General features: G+C 68.6%; 17 protein-coding genes and 1 tRNA gene. 5 read left to right on the top strand and 13 right to left on the bottom strand.

Going from position 1 to position 16,895, the window contains the following annotated elements:
* Window positions 1-28: 28 nt before the first annotated feature.
* The 3 genes from ABZT93_RS18440 to ABZT93_RS18450 all read right to left on the bottom strand — a co-directional run bounded on the left by ABZT93_RS18440 (window position 29) and on the right by ABZT93_RS18450 (window position 4,491).
* Entirely contained in the window at window positions 29-1,369 is a 1,341-nt protein-coding gene (locus ABZT93_RS18440) for a PLP-dependent aminotransferase family protein (protein WP_356105612.1), read from the bottom strand.
* A gap of 61 nt (window positions 1,370-1,430) precedes the next feature.
* Window positions 1,431-2,897 carry an aminopeptidase P family protein gene (locus tag ABZT93_RS18445; RefSeq protein ID WP_356105614.1) on the bottom strand — a complete coding sequence of 489 codons (1,467 nt, stop codon included), beginning with the start codon at window positions 2,895-2,897 and terminating at the stop codon, window positions 1,431-1,433.
* An 82-nt stretch (window positions 2,898-2,979) separates the two neighbouring features.
* Entirely contained in the window at window positions 2,980-4,491 is a 1,512-nt protein-coding gene (locus tag ABZT93_RS18450; RefSeq protein ID WP_356105617.1) for a PP2C family protein-serine/threonine phosphatase, read from the bottom strand.
* A 453-nt stretch (window positions 4,492-4,944) separates the two neighbouring features.
* Between ABZT93_RS18450 and ABZT93_RS18455 the strand changes: the two genes are divergently transcribed.
* Both ABZT93_RS18455 and ABZT93_RS18460 read left to right on the top strand, forming a co-directional pair.
* Window positions 4,945-5,610 carry a bifunctional DNA primase/polymerase gene (locus tag ABZT93_RS18455; protein ID WP_356105620.1) on the top strand — a complete coding sequence of 222 codons (666 nt, stop codon included), beginning with the start codon at window positions 4,945-4,947 and terminating at the stop codon, window positions 5,608-5,610.
* A 56-nt stretch (window positions 5,611-5,666) separates the two neighbouring features.
* On the top strand, window positions 5,667-6,347 hold the full coding sequence (locus ABZT93_RS18460) for a hypothetical protein (RefSeq protein WP_356105623.1): 681 nt from the start codon (window positions 5,667-5,669) through the stop codon (window positions 6,345-6,347).
* A gap of 244 nt (window positions 6,348-6,591) precedes the next feature.
* Here the strand turns inward: ABZT93_RS18460 and ABZT93_RS18465 are convergent, their stop codons facing one another.
* The 3 genes from ABZT93_RS18465 to ABZT93_RS18475 all read right to left on the bottom strand — a co-directional run bounded on the left by ABZT93_RS18465 (window position 6,592) and on the right by ABZT93_RS18475 (window position 9,227).
* Window positions 6,592-7,581, bottom strand: a complete 990-nt coding sequence (locus ABZT93_RS18465) for a DUF5926 family protein (protein ID WP_356105626.1) — start codon at window positions 7,579-7,581, stop codon at window positions 6,592-6,594.
* 124 nt (window positions 7,582-7,705) lie between these two features.
* Entirely contained in the window at window positions 7,706-8,341 is a 636-nt protein-coding gene (locus ABZT93_RS18470; RefSeq protein WP_356105629.1) for an ATP-binding protein, read from the bottom strand.
* 58 nt (window positions 8,342-8,399) lie between these two features.
* Window positions 8,400-9,227 carry a glycerophosphodiester phosphodiesterase gene (locus tag ABZT93_RS18475; protein ID WP_356105631.1) on the bottom strand — a complete coding sequence of 276 codons (828 nt, stop codon included), beginning with the start codon at window positions 9,225-9,227 and terminating at the stop codon, window positions 8,400-8,402.
* 259 nt (window positions 9,228-9,486) lie between these two features.
* Between ABZT93_RS18475 and ABZT93_RS18480 the strand changes: the two genes are divergently transcribed.
* Both ABZT93_RS18480 and ABZT93_RS18485 read left to right on the top strand, forming a co-directional pair.
* Window positions 9,487-10,962 (top strand): trypsin-like peptidase domain-containing protein, encoded by a 1,476-nt coding sequence (locus tag ABZT93_RS18480; protein WP_356105634.1) that lies wholly within the window; start codon window positions 9,487-9,489, stop codon window positions 10,960-10,962.
* Between the two features lie 62 nt (window positions 10,963-11,024).
* Window positions 11,025-11,111, top strand: a tRNA-Ser gene (locus ABZT93_RS18485).
* Between the two features lie 434 nt (window positions 11,112-11,545).
* Here the strand turns inward: ABZT93_RS18485 and ABZT93_RS18490 are convergent.
* Both ABZT93_RS18490 and ABZT93_RS18495 read right to left on the bottom strand, forming a co-directional pair.
* A complete protein-coding gene (locus tag ABZT93_RS18490) occupies window positions 11,546-11,776 on the bottom strand; it encodes a chaplin family protein (protein WP_356105637.1) in 231 nt (76 codons plus the stop codon).
* 374 nt (window positions 11,777-12,150) lie between these two features.
* A complete protein-coding gene (locus tag ABZT93_RS18495) occupies window positions 12,151-12,285 on the bottom strand; it encodes a hypothetical protein (RefSeq protein ID WP_356105765.1) in 135 nt (44 codons plus the stop codon).
* Between ABZT93_RS18495 and ABZT93_RS18500 the strand changes: the two genes are divergently transcribed.
* Window positions 12,272-12,490, top strand: a complete 219-nt coding sequence (locus ABZT93_RS18500) for a DUF6233 domain-containing protein (protein ID WP_356105640.1) — start codon at window positions 12,272-12,274, stop codon at window positions 12,488-12,490. The two genes, ABZT93_RS18495 and ABZT93_RS18500, sit on opposite strands and share 14 nt — an antisense overlap.
* A 219-nt stretch (window positions 12,491-12,709) precedes the next feature.
* On the opposite strand, the gene ABZT93_RS18505 is transcribed toward ABZT93_RS18500, so the two are convergent.
* The 5 genes from ABZT93_RS18505 to ABZT93_RS18525 form a co-directional block, all read right to left on the bottom strand.
* The gene (locus tag ABZT93_RS18505) at window positions 12,710-13,138 is read right to left on the bottom strand and encodes a hypothetical protein (protein ID WP_356105643.1); all 429 of its coding nucleotides are present in this window, start codon (window positions 13,136-13,138) and stop codon (window positions 12,710-12,712) included.
* Window positions 13,139-13,233: 95 nt separating this feature from the next.
* Window positions 13,234-14,166 (bottom strand): pentapeptide repeat-containing protein, encoded by a 933-nt coding sequence (locus ABZT93_RS18510; protein ID WP_356105646.1) that lies wholly within the window; start codon window positions 14,164-14,166, stop codon window positions 13,234-13,236.
* 611 nt (window positions 14,167-14,777) lie between these two features.
* Window positions 14,778-14,954, bottom strand: a complete 177-nt coding sequence (locus ABZT93_RS18515; protein ID WP_356105649.1) for a hypothetical protein — start codon at window positions 14,952-14,954, stop codon at window positions 14,778-14,780.
* Window positions 14,955-15,198: 244 nt separating this feature from the next.
* Window positions 15,199-15,630, bottom strand: a complete 432-nt coding sequence (locus ABZT93_RS18520; RefSeq protein ID WP_356105652.1) for a hypothetical protein — start codon at window positions 15,628-15,630, stop codon at window positions 15,199-15,201.
* 69 nt (window positions 15,631-15,699) lie between these two features.
* Window positions 15,700-16,572: a bifunctional DNA primase/polymerase gene (locus ABZT93_RS18525; protein ID WP_356105654.1), complete on the bottom strand. Its 873-nt coding sequence runs from the start codon at window positions 16,570-16,572 to the stop codon at window positions 15,700-15,702.
* Window positions 16,573-16,895: the final 323 nt, after the last annotated feature.

Here is a 16,895-nt window from a genome sequence, read left to right on the forward strand (position 1 = left end):
GACCGCTGGGCAGGCCCAATGAAGGCCTCTACGAGTGGCCCAATTCCAGCACTCGCACCAAGGCCTCCAACGCCCCGGGATAGGCCCCCTCGCGAGGAGTCCCGTATCCCACGACGAGCCCCTGGCGAGAGCCCGCCGCATGCCAGTGCTCCCGCAGAGACCCCACCGCGAGCCCCTCCGCCGCGGCCCGCTCCAGCACCGCCGTCTCGTCCCCGACCTCGACCAGCGCGTGCAGCCCGGCCGCGATCCCCTGGACCCGCCGACGCGCACCCAGCCGCTCCACGAGCCGGTCCCTGCGTCGCCGGTACCTGAGCCGGCACGCGCGCACGTGACGGTCGTAGGCGTGAGTGCGGATCAGCTCGGCGAGCGCGAGCTGTCCGATGGCCTCGGTGCTGTGGTCGCTGTGCAGCTTGGCGTCGGCGACGGGTCGGACGAGTTGCGGCGGCAGCACCATCCAGCCGAGCCGGAGCGCGGGCCCTAGCGTCTTGGACGCCGTTCCCAGGTAGACGACCTGCCCCGGCGCCATGCCCTGCAGCGCCCCGACGGGCTGCCGGTCGTACCGGAACTCCCCGTCGTAGTCGTCCTCGACGACCAGTGCCCCACGCGCGCGTGCCCAGTCGGTCAGCGCTCGTCGCCGCGAGGGGTGCAGCGTCACGCCGGTCGGGTACTGATGGGCGGGAGTGACGACGACGGCGTCGGCCGCTCCCAGGTCCTCCGGGCAGGCCCCGAGTGCATCGACCCGCACCGGCACCACCCGCCCCCCACCGTGGCGTACGACATCCCGGTGGAAGGGCAGCCCGGGGTCCTCCATGGCGACGGTGCCGCCGTCCAGAACCCGCGTGAGCAGCGCGAGCCCCTGCACGGCCCCCGAGGTGACGACGATCCGCTCGGGGGAGGCGACGACCCCACGGGTCCGTCCGAGATACTCCGCGAGCGCGACCCGCAGTTCGATACGCCCCAGGGGATCGCCGTAGTCGTACGCGGAGACGGGCGCGGCGGCGACGGCCCGCCGCACGGCCCTGAGCCAGTCGGCGGCGGGAAAGGCGCCGACGTCCGGGCTGCCGGGCCGCAGATCGAAAAGCGGCGCACGCACGCGTGCCCCGCTTTCGGACGGCCCGGCCTCAGCGACGGGCAGCGGAGCGACGACCGTCCCCGACCCCTGCCGAGCGGTCAGGTACCCCTCGGCGATCAACTGGTCGTAGGCCGCCTTCACGGTCCCCCGTGAAACCCCCAGCGCCTCGGCGAGCCGCCGAGTGGCGGGCAGCCGGGCACCGGGAGCCAGCCGCCCCTCGCGAACGGCGTCGCGCAGGGCACGTTCGAGCCCGACACGACGCAATTCACCGGGGCGAACTTCCAGATGCAGGTCCATGAGACCTACTTAGGGGCGCGGGGAACTGCGCGACCAGCCCCCACGCACCCGCACCCAGAACTCAACCCTTCAGGCCCGCCATCCACGCCTCGACCTCGTCGGACCGCCGAGGCAACCCGGACGACAGGTTCCGGTTCCCCCCGTCCGTCACCAGGATGTCGTCCTCGATCCGCACCCCGATCCCCCGGTACTCCTCGGGCACGGTCAGATCATCGGCCTGGAAGTACAGCCCGGGCTCGACGGTCAGCACCATCCCCGCCTCGAGGACCCCGTCCACATACGACTCCACCCGCGCGGCGGCGCAGTCGTGGACGTCCATGCCCAGCATGTGCCCGGTCCCGTGCAGCGTCCAGCGCCGCTGGAGCCCCAGCTCCAGCACCCGCTCCACCGGCCCCTCGACAAGCCCCCACTCCACGATCCGCTCGGCCAGCACCCGCTGGGCCGCGTCATGGAAGTCCCGGTACTTGGCACCCGGCTTCACGGCGGCGATCCCGGCCTCCTGGGCGTCGTACACGGCGTCGTAGATCTTCTTCTGGATCTCGCTGAACCGGCCGTTGATCGGCAGCGTCCGCGTGACGTCGGCCGTGTAGTACGTGTGCGTTTCGACACCGGCGTCGAGAAGCAGCAGCTCACCCGCCCGCACGGCCCCGTCGTTGCGCACCCAGTGCAGCGTGCACGCGTGCGGCCCGGCCGCGGCGATCGTGCCGTAGCCGACGTCGTTGCCCTCGACGCGCGCGCGGAGGAAGAACGTGCCCTCGATGTAGCGCTCGGAGGTGGCCTCGGCCTTGTCGAGGACCTTCACCACGTCCTCGAAGCCCCGCACCGTCGAGTCGACGGCCTTCTGCAGCTCCCCGATCTCGAACTCGTCCTTGACGAGGCGTGCCTCGGACAGGAAGACCCGCAGCTCCTCGTCCCGCTCGGCGGTGACCTTGTCGGTCAGCGCGGCCTCGATGCCGGCGTCGTAGCCGCGTACGACCCGCACCGGACCGGTGGCCTCGCGCAGCGCGTCGGCGAGCTCACGCACGTCGGAGACCGGGATGCCGTACAGCGTCGAGGCCTCGGTCAGCGAGTGCCGCCGCCCGACCCACAGCTCACCCTGCCCCGACAGCCAGAACTCACCGTTCTCGCGGTCGGAACGCGGCAGCAGGTACAGCGTGGCGGTGTGACCGTCCTGGACGGGCTCCAGGACGAGCACACCGTCCTCGGTCTGGTTGCCCGTGAGGTACGCGTACTCGACGGAGGCCCGGAAGGGGTACTCGGTGTCGTTGGAGCGGGTCTTCAGGTTGCCCGCGGGGATCACCAGCCGCTCACCGGGGAAGCGCGCGGAGAGCGCCGCGCGGCGGGCCGCGGTCTCGGCTGCCTGCGCGATCGGCTGCAGGTCGTGCAGCTCGGTGTCGGCCCAGCCGGACTTCATGCTCTCGGCCAGCTCGTCGGAGACGCCCGGGTAGAGGCCGTTCTTCCGCTTCTTGATCGGCTCTTCGGACTCATCTTCCGGGGTCGCCGGGGTGAGCTCTTCGGCCACGGTCATCCTCCTTGAAACGGCACTGGACCCCGCCCATCGTACGGTCGCACGGAAGGGGGCACAGGGCCGAAAGACCTGTTACCGCGTGCTACTCGAAGTGAGCGGCGAGCAGTACTACGTCCTCCTCGGAGTCCGCCTCGTCCAGCCCGTCCGGCAGCACGGTCCGCAGCACATGGTCGGCGACGGCGCCGGGGTCACCGCGCAGCGCCTTCGGTACCCCGGCCGCCGCCGCGTGCAGGCGCGCGAAGGCACGGTCGGTCGCGTCGCCGGTGCGGTGCAGCAGCCCGTCGGTGTACAGCAGAACCGTCTCTCCCCGCTCCGCGCACAGCTCCACGCTCGGCGCCTCCCAGCAGGCGAGCATGCCGAGCGGCGCGGACACGGACGTCTCCATGAACTCGGTGCGCCGCTCACCGATCAGCAGCGGCGGGCAGTGCCCGGCACCGGCCAGGGTGATCTTGCGCAGCGCGGGCTCGCAGTAGGCGAACAGAGCGGTGGCGGAGCGGGCAGGCTCGGTCAGCCGGAGCAGCAGCTCCAGGTCGGACAGGACGGCGACCGGGTCCTCGCCCTCCATCACGGCGTACGCCCGCAGCGAGGCTCTGAGGCGCCCCATCGCTGCGATCGCGCTGGGGCCGCTGCCGGTCACCGAACCGACCGCGAGCCCGAGCGCCGCGTCCGGCAGCGGCAGCGCGTCGTACCAGTCGCCGCCGCCGCGCGGGCCGGTGCGGTGCCGGGCGGCGAGCCTGACACCGGCGACGCGGGGGAGCCGGGACGGCAGCAGCTCCTCGGCCATCGTCGCCAGGCACGCGCGCGTGCGCTCGACCTCGAGGAGCCGGGCCAGGTGCTCGGTGGCGTAGCGGACGTAGAGACCGACGAGGTGGCGCTGGCGCTCGGACGGTTCGGCGGGCTCGTCGTAGAGCCACACGGCGGCACCGAGGCGGCCGGCGTCGTCGGTGGACAGGGGGAGTGCGTAGCAGGCCGCGTAGCCGAGGCGGGCGGCCACCTCGCGGTGGCGGGGGTCGAGTCCGTCCTCGGCGAGCAGGTCGGGTTGGGCGATCTCGCCGTCGCCGCCCGGCAGCCCGTCGAGGATGCGGCCGTACGACATCGCGCTGCGCGGCACGGTCTCGATGTGCCCGAGGTCGGCGCGGGCGAGGCCGAGGCCGATGGTGGTGTCGGGGCCGAGGCGGTCGTCCGGTTCGAGGACGACGAGTCCGCGCCGGGCTCCCACGAGGGCCGCTCCGGCGTGCAGGAGTTCCTGGAGGGCCTCGGACAGGGTGTCCGTGCGGGCGAGGCGTTCGGTGAGTTCGTGCAGGGTGGTCAGGTCGGAGACCCAGCCGGCGAGCCGGTCCTGGAGCAGGGCGCCGGGTGCGTTCGGCGCGGGGACCGGTGAGGTGCCCGGGGCGGCAGGCGCGGGCGCGACAGTGTGTGCGGGTGCGGGAACCGTTGAATCGATTCCAGCCACTTTCGGAGGGTGAGGGGCGTTCATGGCGTCCGGCTTTCCGACCGGTGCGTATTGCTCAAAAGCATCGCAAACCCCCATGTCATTCTGCGCCGCTAGCAGTGTCTCCACATGTACACGCACTCGTGAGGGGATGTCCAGCATTGTCCTGCCGGGATTCCTGGTGTCCGTGGGTAGCCGGTGGGGAGTGGGTTGACGGGCAAAGTTGGCTAAAAACTGCCTCGGGTTAAGGTGTATTGAGGTCGACTGGCCTTGCTCCACAGAGCGTCACAGCGGTCGTGATGGGTACGTACTCGGTAAGGACCAGGGGTGGTTGGACTGTCACCCGGAACCTGGTGACCGACCCGGGCGTCTTAGCCACCGACGATCGAGCCCCATCCTCCCGTGGCGGAGGCGCAGAGAAATACGCGGGACGGCAAAACGCCAGACTTCGCCACCCCCCGCCACGCCCGCGCTTTTGATAGACGCAGTATGGGGTTCCCCTTGTCTCGGACAAGGGTGTGATGCGCCAACAGGTACGCACAGTGAAGTGATCGACACATGGTGTGATGTGGTCCACGGTGTTGCCAGCGGTGCAACGGAAAGGAACGAGCGCTCATGCGCGAGATCCTCGGAAGGCGACGCAGGCTCCTGTCCCAGCGCAGCGACGGAAGGCCTGAATTGTTCAGCGCGGCCCTGACCTTCGCGACGGAATGGCAGTGGCCCGTACTCCCGGGTGTGGCACCGGACCCGGAGGGCCGGGCCCGCTGCGGATGCCCTGACCCCGAGTGCACGGTTCCCGGCGCCCATCCCTTCGACCCGGGCCTGCTCGCGGCCACCGCCGACGAGCGCATGGTGCGCTGGTGGTGGACCAACCGCCCGGCCGCGCCGATCATCCTGGCCACCGGCGGCAGCGCCCCCTGCGCGGTCAGCCTGCCGGCCCTGCCGGCCGCCCGCGCCCTGGCCGCGCTCGACCGCGAGGGCATGCGCCTCGGCCCGGTGGTCGCCTCGCCGACCCGCTGGGCGATCCTCGTGAAGCCGTACTCCCTGGAACAGCTGGGCGAACTGCTGTACGCCCAGGATCACGTCCCCGGCTCCCTCCGCTTCCACGGCGAGGGCGGCTACCTCGCCCTGCCCCCGTCCGAGACGGGTCACGGCGACATCACCTGGGAGCGGGCTCCGCTCCCCGGCTCGGCCTCCCCCTGGGTCCCTGACGTCGAGGCCGTGGTGGACGCCGTGGTCGAGGCCCTCACTCGTACGGGTGTGAGCGCACCCGAGTTGTAGGGGTGTCGGGCGCGGGCGGAACCAAGTGCCCGCGCTCGGTCGTTATCGTCCGCTTCATGAACCTTCGTCTGCTTGCCCTGTCGGGTGCTGTGGTGTGCGCGGTCGCGCTGCCTCTGGCCGTGGCCTCCGCGGGACAGGTGGGCGGAGGCCGTACGGTCGTACGCGATCTCGTACGCGTACCCGGAGCGTCCTCCGCGGTACGGCCTTCCGGGGCGGCTTCCGCGGCGGCTTCCGCTGTACGGCCTTACTCGGCGTCTTCCGGGGCGTCCTCCGCGGTACGGCCCTCCGCAGACTCCTCCGCCGCACGGCCGTCCGCGGCCGATGACTACTCGGCCGACGACTACAAGGCGCCCCTGGCCGACCCCGGCCGCTCCCCGCTGCTGCTGGGCCTGGCCACCGCCGCGCGCTGTGGTCCCGAACTGACCTCCCCCGACGGTGTCGAGGCGCAGACCTGTGTGCTCACGCAGGGCGAGGAGACCTGGGCGCGGACCTACTACCGCAATGCGACCGGTGCCGCGCTGGACGCCGCGCTCAGCTTCATGGAACCCGGCGGACGCACGGTGCGGCTGCACTGCTCGGTCGGCGCCGGGGACGAGCCGGACAGCTGCGAGACACCCCGGTCGCACACCGAGGGGACGCCGGTCGACTACACGGCGGTCGCGGAGTTCGCCCGGCGGGGCGGCGGACCACTGCTGCTGCGGGTCGGGAGCAACTCCGGGGAGACGAGGGGCAGTTGACGCGCGGCGGCGTTCCGTAAAGCTGCCCGGGCACAGAAAGACCCGGTTGCTGGCGACGGGGGATGCACCAGCAACCGGGCTATTGGAACCGTAACAAGAGATCGGCCGTTCGCAAATTCGACCGCGCCGCTCCCTGGCTTATTCGGACACCGATTCTCCTACCCCTGGGGGGAGTTGTGAGCGGAGCCGGTTTGGTTTGTGAAGATCGGTGCGGCTGACCGGTCGGTCAGCCGCACCGGTTTCGTCAACTCAGCGTGACCTGACGGTTGGTGAGGCCGCCACGGGCGCGGCGCTCGTCGGCGGTCAGCGGTGCGTCCGTGGCCAGAGCGCCCGCGAGCCGCTCGGCGAACTCGGCGGCCGGCTTCTCGACGTCGTCCGCGGTGACCCCGCTCGGCAGGTCCCAGACCGGCACGGTGAGGCCGTGGGCGCGGAAGGAACCGACGAGCCGGGTGCCCTCGCCGAGGCTCGACCTCCCGGCCGCGTGCAGTCGCGCGAGCGCGTCCAGAAGTTGCTCCTCGGGGTGCGGCATCACCCAGCGCAGGTGGTTCTTGTCCGGGGTCTCGCACCAGTAGGCGGCGTCGACACCGGTCAGCCGGACGGTCGGGATGGCCGCGGCGTTGGCCCGCTCCAGGGAGGCGGTCACCTCCTGCGTGGCGTTCTCCGCGTCCGGGACCCAGAACTCGAAGCCCTCGTGCACAACTGGCTCGAACGTGCCTTCGGGATCGAGGAGATCCTGCAGCCGCGGACCGTCGGCCGGAGCGCGCCGGCCCTCGACCGGGGTGCCCGGAGCCGCCGTGAGCGCGCGCTGGAGGGTGTCGGCGAGATCGCGGCTGATGTCGCCGGACGCCGTGTCGTTCTGCAGGCCGAGCAGTACCGAGCCGTCGTCGCGGCGCAGGGCGGGCCAGGCCATCGGCAGGACCGTGGCCAGCGTGACCGACGGGACGCCTTCGGGGAGACCGCTCTTGAGGGTCAGCTCGACCGTGGCCGCGGGGACCAGCTCGCGCAGCGCCACCCAGTCGCCCTCGCCCGCGAGGCCCTCGAACGGGCGGTGCACCAGCTCGGTCGCGGCCTGCGCGGCGGCCCGGCCGTGGCAGGCCTTGTAGCGGCGGCCGCTTCCGCACGGGCAGGGTTCGCGGGCACCGACGACCGGAATCTGACCATCAGCGCCTACGGCGCGGGCACCATCCGTGCTCTGAGGGCGCTTGGCCTTCGTCTGGGGTCGCTTCTTGGCCATCGTGGCTGTCTCCCGGTTACGGCTCGTCTCGTACGGGCGCGAGCCTAGCCGCTTGCGACTTGGCCGACGTGAGCCTGTGGACAACCACCGGGGTGTCCTTCACGGACGTCCGGTCCGGGTCGCCTCAGTCGAGATCGTCGAACGCGTCCGAGAAGTCCAGGTCGGGTATCGCGACCGACGGGGCCACGACACGCGTGGCGAAGTCGTCCCGGCGGTAACCGGCATCCGGATCGTGAACGTCCACGTGGACGATCACCCAGACCGTGACCTCGCCCCGGGCGTCGTCCCTGACGCCCCAGTCGTCGGCCAGCGCGGTGATGATGTTGAGCCCGCGGCCGCCGTGCGCGGTGACCGAGGGCGTGGCCGGAGCGGGGCGGGTGGGCCCGCCCCCGTCCGTCACCTCGACCGTGAGCCTGCCGCCCGCGTCCACCCGCCAGGCGGCGCGGACATCACCGTCCCCGGCCAGGGCGTCGCCCAGGGGCCGGCCGTGTTTGCACGCGTTGCTCAAGAGTTCGGACAGGATCAGTACGGCGTCGTCGATGACCGATTCCGCCACGCCACCCCTGCGCAGCTGCACGCGCATACGGTGTCTCGCTTTCCCCACGCCCGCAGGGCCATGGGGTACGGCCATGCTCGACGACGTGGGCACCTCCTGTGCCACCACCAACGCCACCCCCGAAACCTCCTTCGCCCCACGCCACGGAGTGGATGCCCCATTGGCCTGTACCGGAAACCGGCCAGTCACGTTCCGCCGACGCATTCGTCACGCTCGAACACGCACCGAACGCGCCGGGGCACACCCTGTGATGTGGAGGACGTCAGCGGCCCAGTCGGTCGAGCACCGCGCGCGGGCGGTTGGTGATGATGGCGTCGACGCCCAGCTCGACGCAGAGGTCCACGTCCTCGGGTTCGTTCACGGTCCACACATGCACCTGGTGGCCCGCCCGCTTCAGGCGCTCGATGTAACCGGGGTGGTTGCGCACGATCCGGATCGAGGGACCCGCGATCCGCACTCCCGCGGGCAGTCGGCCGTCCCGCAGCCGGGGCGAGACGAACTGCAGCAGATAGACCGTGGGCAGGGTCGGCGAGGCGGCACGCACGCGATGCAGCGACCGGGCCGAGAAGCTCATGACCCTGATCGGCGACTCGGCGGGCGAGGCCGGGGTGTCCAGGCCGAACCGCTTCAGGAGCAGCAGCAGCCGCTCCTCGACCTGGCCCGCCCAGCGTGTCGGGTGCTTGGTCTCGATCGCCATCTCCACCCGTCGCCCCGCGTCGGCGACGAGTTCGAGCAGCCGCTCCAGGGTGAGCACGGAGGTGTCCTCCCGGTCCTCGGGCCGGAACACCCAGTCCGGCTCCTCGTCTCGGGTGCGCCAGAACTCCCGCGTCCTGCGCGAGCCGAAGTCCAGGGCGGCGAGGTCGGCGAGCTCCAGGGCCGAGACCGCCCCGCGCCCGTTGGACGTACGGTTGACCCGGCGGTCGTGGACACACACGAGATGACCGTCGGCCGTGAGGCGGACATCGCATTCGAGGGCGTCCGCGCCGTCCTCGATCGCCTTCCGGTACGCGGCGAGAGTGTGCTCGGGAGCGTCTTCCGAGGCTCCGCGATGGGCGACGACTTGAGTCAGCTGCTGCCGTGCGTGGGTCACCGCGTCATGGTGCCACCGCTCGGGGGTACGCGTGCGAACGGAGGCATACGGATTGCGCCTCATTTGTCTTACATGGCCTATATAAAGAGCAGCCGCGGACCCACAGGCACCGCTTATGGTGCCCTGACGGCCCGTGGTAAAAGCTGACGGCATACAAAAGGACATGCACAGCTGACGCACGCCGGACACGAAAGCGGCACCGGCCGAGCGTGACCGTGTGCGACCGACAACCGACAGCCGTGGACCTAGGAGAGAAGCTGTGAGCACCGAGAACGAGGGCACCGCGGTACCCCCGGCCCCGTCTGCACCTCCCGTGCCGGTGGACGCTCCCGCGGCTTCGGCACCCCAGGCCTCCGACGCGGGCGCCCCCACCACCCCGATCCCGCCGCATTCCTCCGCCGGCCCCCAGGGCCCGGAACTCGTGCACGCGGGACCGGCTCCGGCGTACGCCTCGGCGCAGGGACAGCAGGGTGGCGCGGGCGGCCCCGAGGGCGCCTGGCCGCCGCCGCAGGCTCCGCAGGTTCCGGGCGGTGGGTCGTACGCCGACGGCGGTGCGGGTGGCGCTGGTCCGACGGGTGCCTGGGGTGCGGGCTACCAGCAGCCGACGCCGAAGCCGAAGAACGGCCGCGGCGGTCTCGTGGCCGCGATCCTGGTGGCCGCGCTGGTCGCCGGCGGCCTCGGCGGCGGTCTCGGCTACACCCTGGCCAAGAACAACGACAACGGCTCCTCGACGACCCTCTCCGCCTCCGACAGCGGCGGCAGCGTCAAGCGTGACGCCGGAACCGTCGCGGGCGTGGCGCAGCGGGCCCTGCCGAGCACGGTCACCATCGAGGCCGAGTCAACCAGCGGCGAGGGCGGCACCGGAACCGGCTTCGTCTTCGACACCCAGGGCCACATCGTCACCAACAACCACGTGGTCGCCGACGCGGTCGACGGCGGCAAGCTGACCGCCACCTTCCCGAGCGGCAAGAAGTACGACGCCGAGGTGGTCGGCCACGCGCAGGGCTACGACGTGGCGGTCATCAAGCTCAAGAACGCGCCGAGTGACCTCAAGCCGCTCACTCTGGGCAACTCCGACCAGGTGGCGGTCGGCGACTCCACGATCGCGATCGGCGCGCCCTTCGGCCTGTCGAACACCGTCACGACGGGCATCATCAGCGCGAAGAACCGCCCGGTGGCGTCGAGCGACGGCAGCGGCAGCAACGCCTCCTACATGAGCGCGTTGCAGACGGACGCGTCGATCAACCCGGGCAACTCGGGCGGCCCTCTCCTCGACGCGCAGGGCAATGTGATCGGCATCAACTCCGCGATCCAGTCCACCAGCAGCGGCGGCCTCGGCGGCACCAGCCAGTCCGGCTCGATCGGCCTCGGCTTCGCCATCCCGATCAACCAGGCCAAGTACGTCGCCCAGCAGCTGATCAAGACCGGCAAGCCGGTGTACGCCAAGATCGGCGCGTCCGTCTCCCTGCAGGACTCCACGGGCGGTGCGAAGATCACCACCGAGGGCGCCGGCGGCTCCGACCCGGTCGAGGCGGGCGGCCCCGCCGCCAAGGCCGGCCTCAAGCCCGGCGACGTGATCACCAAGCTGGACGACCACGTCATCGACTCCGGGCCCACCCTGATCGGCGAGATCTGGACCCACCAGCCCGGAGACAAGGTCAAGATCACCTACGAGCGCGACGGCAAGACCCACACGGTCGATCTCACCCTGGGCTCCCGCACCGGCGACAGCTGACCCCCACGCGCCCGCTCCGACCCGTTACTCTGTTCCCCGCGCCACGATCACCGGCGGCGCGGGGTGGGTTGCCCGAGCGGCCTAAGGGAACGGTCTTGAAAACCGTCGTGGCAGCGATGTCACCGTGGGTTCAAATCCCACACCCACCGCAGCAGGTCAGACACTTGCAGGTCGGAAGGGGTGCCACTCTCCGGAGCGGCACCCCTTCTGCGTACACCCTGTCTCACCCTGGCTCGCCCGTATCTCACCTTTGATCAGTGCGTATGGCCATCTGTGGGCCAGGATCAGGCTCATGCCTGGCATGAAGAACTATTTCCTGTGTTCAACGACGTGACGGGCTGACGGGCGTCTGTCGTGTGCCATCCGCTGGAGAGCGCCCAGCGAGACGAGCCTATTCGTAGCTTTTCCTGCAAAGACGGGAGGGGGTGGGTCGCCTATGGCTGTGCTCCTTAAGACTGGAGCCCAGGTCGGGCCTCCCCCCAGAGTCCTTGTGGCCTCGTGCGGGGCCGTCGAACCCTCCGGTTTTCCCGCTCCTCAGCCACTCGGCCTTTGGCGTCGGTGATCCGATCCCATGAAGCGCCCATCAGAAGTGGAACTGCGAGAGCAACGTCGTGACGCTGACGTTGCCCGTGTTGCCCTTGACCTGACCGTTGACGCAGGTCTGACCATGGGCCGGGTTACCGCTGCTGCCGACGTTCACGGAGTTGCCGCAGACGTTCGTAGCGGCTTCCGCAGTCCCGCCGGTCGCGGCGAGTCCGCCGAACGCCAGCAGACCGCTCACGCCCGCGACTGCGGCTATGCGCTTGAGCTTCATGTCGCCCTCCTACGGGGTTTGTTGACTACCCGCCCACTGGTTGAGCGTGGCGGCGAGCTCACAGCTTTGCGCTACCGGCGCCGCTTCTTCCCGCGCTGCCTCCGCACCTCCCTGTCGCCATCGGAGCCCAAGATTGGCTAACGAGTTTGGCTACTATCAGCAACCGCTCGCTTCGCGCCACCGAAGCGAACTCACCGCCACTTGGTGGGCGATGCCGCCTTTGGGGATGCAGGGTGGGAGGGTGGTTCGACCCCTGCTTCGACGATACGACCCGATGAATCAGGATAAAAGGGGTCTACTCGACGATCGGCTGAGGGTTGTCACTCCGTCCGGCCGCGACGGGCTGGTCACCCCTCGTCCAGCGCGACGGGCTGTCACCCCTCGTCCAGCGCGCGGGCAATCGGGCGGTTGGACTGCTGCTGGCCGCCCTTGAGGATCTTCGCGTAGAACCGGTACAGCACGGCAATGCTGTGGCCCACCATCCACTGTCGTCCGATGGGGTGCGCCAAGCTTCTGGCCAGGAAGGGAGCGTCTTTCGCGGACGACCTGGACGCCCCCGAAGAACGCCGCGGTGTACGTGCATGTCGGCGGCTGCTGGAACGCGGGTCCGCGGTCGAAGGGTGTCGAGCGGGACCAGCGGTGCGCGCGCTGGCCGAGGGCGTGACGGCATGCCCGCAGTGCCGGCCGGACACCGTGCTGGGCATCCTCGACTAGGCGCTTGGCGAGATGCCGACCCGACGCTCGACAGTGTGCGAAGACACCGATGTACACGAACTGCCGAAGAAGACCGCGGCCAACAAGACGGCGAAGCGTACTGGGGAATCAGCATTGGCAAGCCCTCGGTAAGTTGCGCGGGCCTACGTCCGGTCGCCTTCTTACCCGTGGTCTTCTTCGCGGCCGTCTTTTTAGCTGACTTCTCCTACAGGGCGCTGGTCAATAAGCCCGGATTGATCCTGAACATTTCGAGCTGCCCGCCAACGCGCCAATAAAGTGCACCATCGGAGTCTTGGCATACTCTGATGCCTCAAAGATTTCTTCGATCGGAACAATGTATGGCTTATTGCTGCCCTCTGCGCCACTTATAGTGGGCGGGCTCAACCATTTACCCCAACTTGAAGGCCATTTGACCAAATTACCATGCCTGTTGCCAACCCAGAAACTGACTTGACTATTTGAACCCGGAGTATTTCTTAGCCAGAAGTCCACTTCCTTTATCCGTGTGCGGTCATCCTGTTCTTTCCGATTGTACAGAACGCGCACAATGAGCGTTTGGCCGTGCGTCGTGCACGTACCTACCTGCTCTTTCGGTTCAGAGGGCGGCGCACCGGCTGGAGCTGCGGTGAAAGTTCCCATCGCAATCACGACCCCAAGGATGGGGAATATGGCGCGGATTTTATTCCTGTGGTCCCACTTTGAGGCCATGAGTCACCACCCACTGAGTAAATTCTACTGTTCGGTTATATATCGTCTACCTGATTCTTGGCCAGTCGCTCGTCCTCTGGGTCAATTTCAGCACCCTTCAATTGTGTCGACGAACTCATGGTTACTTTGTTCAGATCCACGTTACGGAGATCGGCGTTACGGAGATCCGCGCCGCTTATATCTGCACCATCGAGATCAGCTTCACTGAGGTCGAGCCCTCGCATGTCTGCCTTCACGAGATATGATCCTGGAAGTTTTGCAGGGTAAATATCTGCGCCACGCAGATCCGCCTCGGAAAGGTCCACGCCGGCCAGTTCGGTTTCCCTCAAGTCAGTGTCCCGCATGTCTGCCTGATGCAAAATGGCTCCATCTAGTTTCGCGCCCCTCAGTACAGAATTTCTTAAATCTGCGCCCTCAAGGTGTGAATTTTTCAATACTGCATGAGAGCAGTTTGATCCATGAAGATCCGCAGACGGGAGTTTCACGCCGGCCCAGTCCGCCCATTCAAATTCCCCTTCGCTCAATTTTGCTTCACTTACATTCGTTTCCCCCAGTCTTGTGCGCGACAAGTCAACCCTCACCTTGTTGTCGTCGTTGCTGGCGCGCTTGGCAAGGATTTCAAACGCAGCCTGCATGTCCGCCTTCTGGATGTAATCACCTGCTGGTCTCTTGGCTGAGGTAGGAGAACCGTCACGGAGAAAGCCGGCAAGCACATAGATGGTGGCTGGTTGGTCACGCTCAGAATCTTCCATAATCCTTTGCAAGGCCAGAACTGCCCCAAGGCGAACACCTAGTTTGTCTGACCCCATATTCTGCACGGCATCGTTGAATCGATCGGTTATCTGGCCCTGCCTGGAGAGTTCAAGCTGTCGTTCAACCTGGTCAAGTTGCGGCCAGGCCACCAAAGTGGTCGCCAGCGATCCGAGAGCTGCGGTGGTCGACACTGCCAAGCCGACGATCAATGCCACTCTTCCCTGAGCCCGGTTCGGCTCGCCGCCGGCGCCTGTACCTGAATCTCCCATACCTCCACTAAAACGCGCCCACTTGCCCTTCGCATCTTGGTGGAACCTGCTGTTCATTTACGTGTGATCACAGTGCTCCGTATTTCAATAGCTAGTAGCTGAGACTTTTTGTCTTTGATTAAACAAATTCGATAAAGGCCGTTCTCGGCCCTGTCTGGCTGCTGGCCGTCTGGTGTGGCGTCAGTGGATGAGAGCGCTATTAGCGGGTGCTGCGGAGCTGACACGCGTGCGAAGGCGTCCCGGGCACTAGCCGTGCGTATGTGGTCGGTCATTCGGATCCCAGCGACGATATTGCGGTGTACGGGCAGCGCAAGATTTTCGAAAGCAGGACAGTGCACGGTCGCCGGTGCTCCTCCAGAGGACATGCCTGATGCCCGCAAGGCGGACCTCATGGGCCATCTGTGGGCCAGCAGGGCAGGCGGGAGGTACCACGACGGCGTATGAGCAGGTCATCCCACACCCACCGCACGGTCAGGGGCCGTTGTGCTGCCTGTTGTCCGTCGCAAACCGTCGGTACCCTGCTGTTCCCCGCCCGATCGGGGACGCCGGGGGCACGGTCAGTCTTCGGTGGGACCAGGTGCCGTGAGGTCGATCCATATCCATGGCTTGTAGTGCCATGTGCGTACCTCGCCTATGACCAGGTCGATGGTCGCCCCTACGGGCGGCAGGTCCTGCGCGAGTCGCTGCACTCCCGGCTCGCTGCTGCGGCGAATCGTGTCCAGCGAGGCGCCCACGGGCTCGTATCCGTTGAGTTCTGCCGTGAGGCCCCACGGCTGGTGACTGGTGATCGTTGATCGGACTGTCTCGCCTTGTCGAAGCTCGCTGAGAGGGCGCCTTGATTCTTCGGCCATAAGGACATCCTCCTCCTCAACCCACGACTCGCCCCAGCTCCCATCCCGTCCGCCCTCGACCCACACGCCGTGGAGCGGGCGTGGTTCGTGGCTGGCCTCCAGAGCCCCGTCGTCCGTTTGAGGTTGTCTACAACTCGTAGTCCCGCGCCAGTTCCTCCCAGGCGATCTCCCGCAGCCCCTCCTGCGCGTCGCATCCCGACGGCACGCGCGCGTGGGGCTGGAACCAGATGATCGTGAGGTGGCTGCCGTAGAGGATGGGGTCGCGGGACGAGGTCAGGGCCGTGGAGCGGAAGACGCCGACGCAGGCGACGGCCGGCAGCATCTCGACCGGGCCGAAGGCGCCCGGGTAGTGGTCCGGGTACTCGTGCGGGGGCGGTACCAGGTGCACGGGGGCGGTCGGGTAGTCGTGCTCGGCCGATCGCAGCAGGCTTTTGATCCTCAGCTCGTTGACCGGTCTGCACGGGTAGCCGTCCAGCATCCCGCCGTACGTCGACGTCAGGCGCAGCTCCCCGAGGTCGACCCTGCGGCCGGAGGTCAGGACGAGCCGGGACAGGGTCATGATCGGCACTCTGTGGCGCTCCCATGGTTCTGGTGGTGCGGGTGGTGCTGATGGCTCCGTGGTGCTGTTCTACGGTCGGCGTCCCGTCATGCGCGCCGCCGACGCGATCGTCGCCCGTGCCTCGCGTTCCGTGAGTCCCGTGTGGAGGGCCGCGTCCACCAGGGGTGCGACCAGCGCCGGGCCGATGCCGTTCTCGTAGGCGCGGCAGGCGGCCCAGAAGAGGCGGGTGTTGCGCTGGCCCTCGTGGGCGGCGAGGACGAACTGGACCAGGCCCTGGCCCCGGTCGCCGGCCGAGGGGTGGGTCGCGGGGTGGGCCGGGCGTGGCGGGGGCAGGAGCAGTCGGAGCAGGGCCGGCGGGCAGGCCGCGGGGGCGAGGTGGGCGGTGCCGGGGGCCGTCGAGTAGGTGCCGTGGTCGGTGCGGGAGCCGGGGCCGACGAGGTAGCCGCCGGCACCCCGGATGTCGATGCCGGGGGCGAGGCGGCCGGCCGAGTTGGGGACGGCGGCGTCGGGCGGTCCGGTCAGCCAGAGGTGACGGCCGCCGCTCGGGGTCAGGACGACGACCGTGTCGGGGATCGTGAAGAGGTGGCGCAGGGCCAGTTCGCGCAGGGCCGCCGAGGAGTCCGTACCCGACTTGGTGTCCAGGTCGACGCCGATCAGATGGTGGGGTGGCAGACCGCACGCGATGCCGTAGCCCGTGGCCCAGGGGGCTGCCGCGAAGAGCTCGCGGATGCGGACGGGGTCGGTCGAGGCGTCGTAGACCCCGTGGCCGAAGGCGCCGCACTCGCCGTGGCAGCGGGTGGCCAGGGAGTCGTCGTCGCGGTGGGGGGAGCGCAGGGCCGGGAGCTTGGTGCGGGACAGGGGGATGACGGCCAGCCCGCGCTCGGCGGCTGACAGGGCGTGTGCGAGGGCCAGCGTCGTGGCCTGCCGGTCTGTGGTGGCCATGACTCCATGTTCGTACGTGTGTTCGAAAAAGGGAAGAGGTGGCGGGCTCGACGCGCCGAGGCTCGGGGAATGGCTGGAAAAGTGCCGGAACGCTTCCCCTGTTGTCCCACTTGGCAAGTAAAGGTCCGTATCGCTCCGGCTATGCGGCTGAAGTCGCGAAAGGGGTTTATCGACTTGTTCTCACGCTTCAGGGGGAATAACCGCTTCCGCTCTGGTTCGCCGGGGATTCGGTGGGCAACTCTGGTCTCGCGACGTCGTGCACAGCACCGGGGTGGTCGGCCAACTGCCCCGAAAGAAGCCTCACTTGACGTACTACCGGCTAC

Source organism: Streptomyces sp. NPDC005303 (assembly GCF_040607335.1).
Lineage (GTDB): Bacteria > Actinomycetota > Actinomycetes > Streptomycetales > Streptomycetaceae > Streptomyces.

Coding starts and splice junctions, on each gene's coding strand:
- ABZT93_RS18465 (WP_356105626.1), bottom strand. CDS start 7,581: ATGGCCAAGAAGCGACCCCAGACGAAGGCCAAGCGCCCTCAGAGCACG.
- ABZT93_RS18470 (WP_356105629.1), bottom strand. CDS start 8,341: ATGCGTCGGCGGAACGTGACTGGCCGGTTTCCGGTACAGGCCAATGGG.
- ABZT93_RS18460 (WP_356105623.1), top strand. CDS start 5,667: ATGAACCTTCGTCTGCTTGCCCTGTCGGGTGCTGTGGTGTGCGCGGTC.
- ABZT93_RS18450 (WP_356105617.1), bottom strand. CDS start 4,491: ATGCTGGACATCCCCTCACGAGTGCGTGTACATGTGGAGACACTGCTA.
- ABZT93_RS18455 (WP_356105620.1), top strand. CDS start 4,945: ATGCGCGAGATCCTCGGAAGGCGACGCAGGCTCCTGTCCCAGCGCAGC.
- ABZT93_RS18500 (WP_356105640.1), top strand. CDS start 12,272: ATGGGGTGCGCCAAGCTTCTGGCCAGGAAGGGAGCGTCTTTCGCGGAC.
- ABZT93_RS18525 (WP_356105654.1), bottom strand. CDS start 16,572: ATGGCCACCACAGACCGGCAGGCCACGACGCTGGCCCTCGCACACGCC.
- ABZT93_RS18490 (WP_356105637.1), bottom strand. CDS start 11,776: ATGAAGCTCAAGCGCATAGCCGCAGTCGCGGGCGTGAGCGGTCTGCTG.
- ABZT93_RS18520 (WP_356105652.1), bottom strand. CDS start 15,630: ATGACCCTGTCCCGGCTCGTCCTGACCTCCGGCCGCAGGGTCGACCTC.
- ABZT93_RS18440 (WP_356105612.1), bottom strand. CDS start 1,369: ATGGACCTGCATCTGGAAGTTCGCCCCGGTGAATTGCGTCGTGTCGGG.
- ABZT93_RS18445 (WP_356105614.1), bottom strand. CDS start 2,897: ATGACCGTGGCCGAAGAGCTCACCCCGGCGACCCCGGAAGATGAGTCC.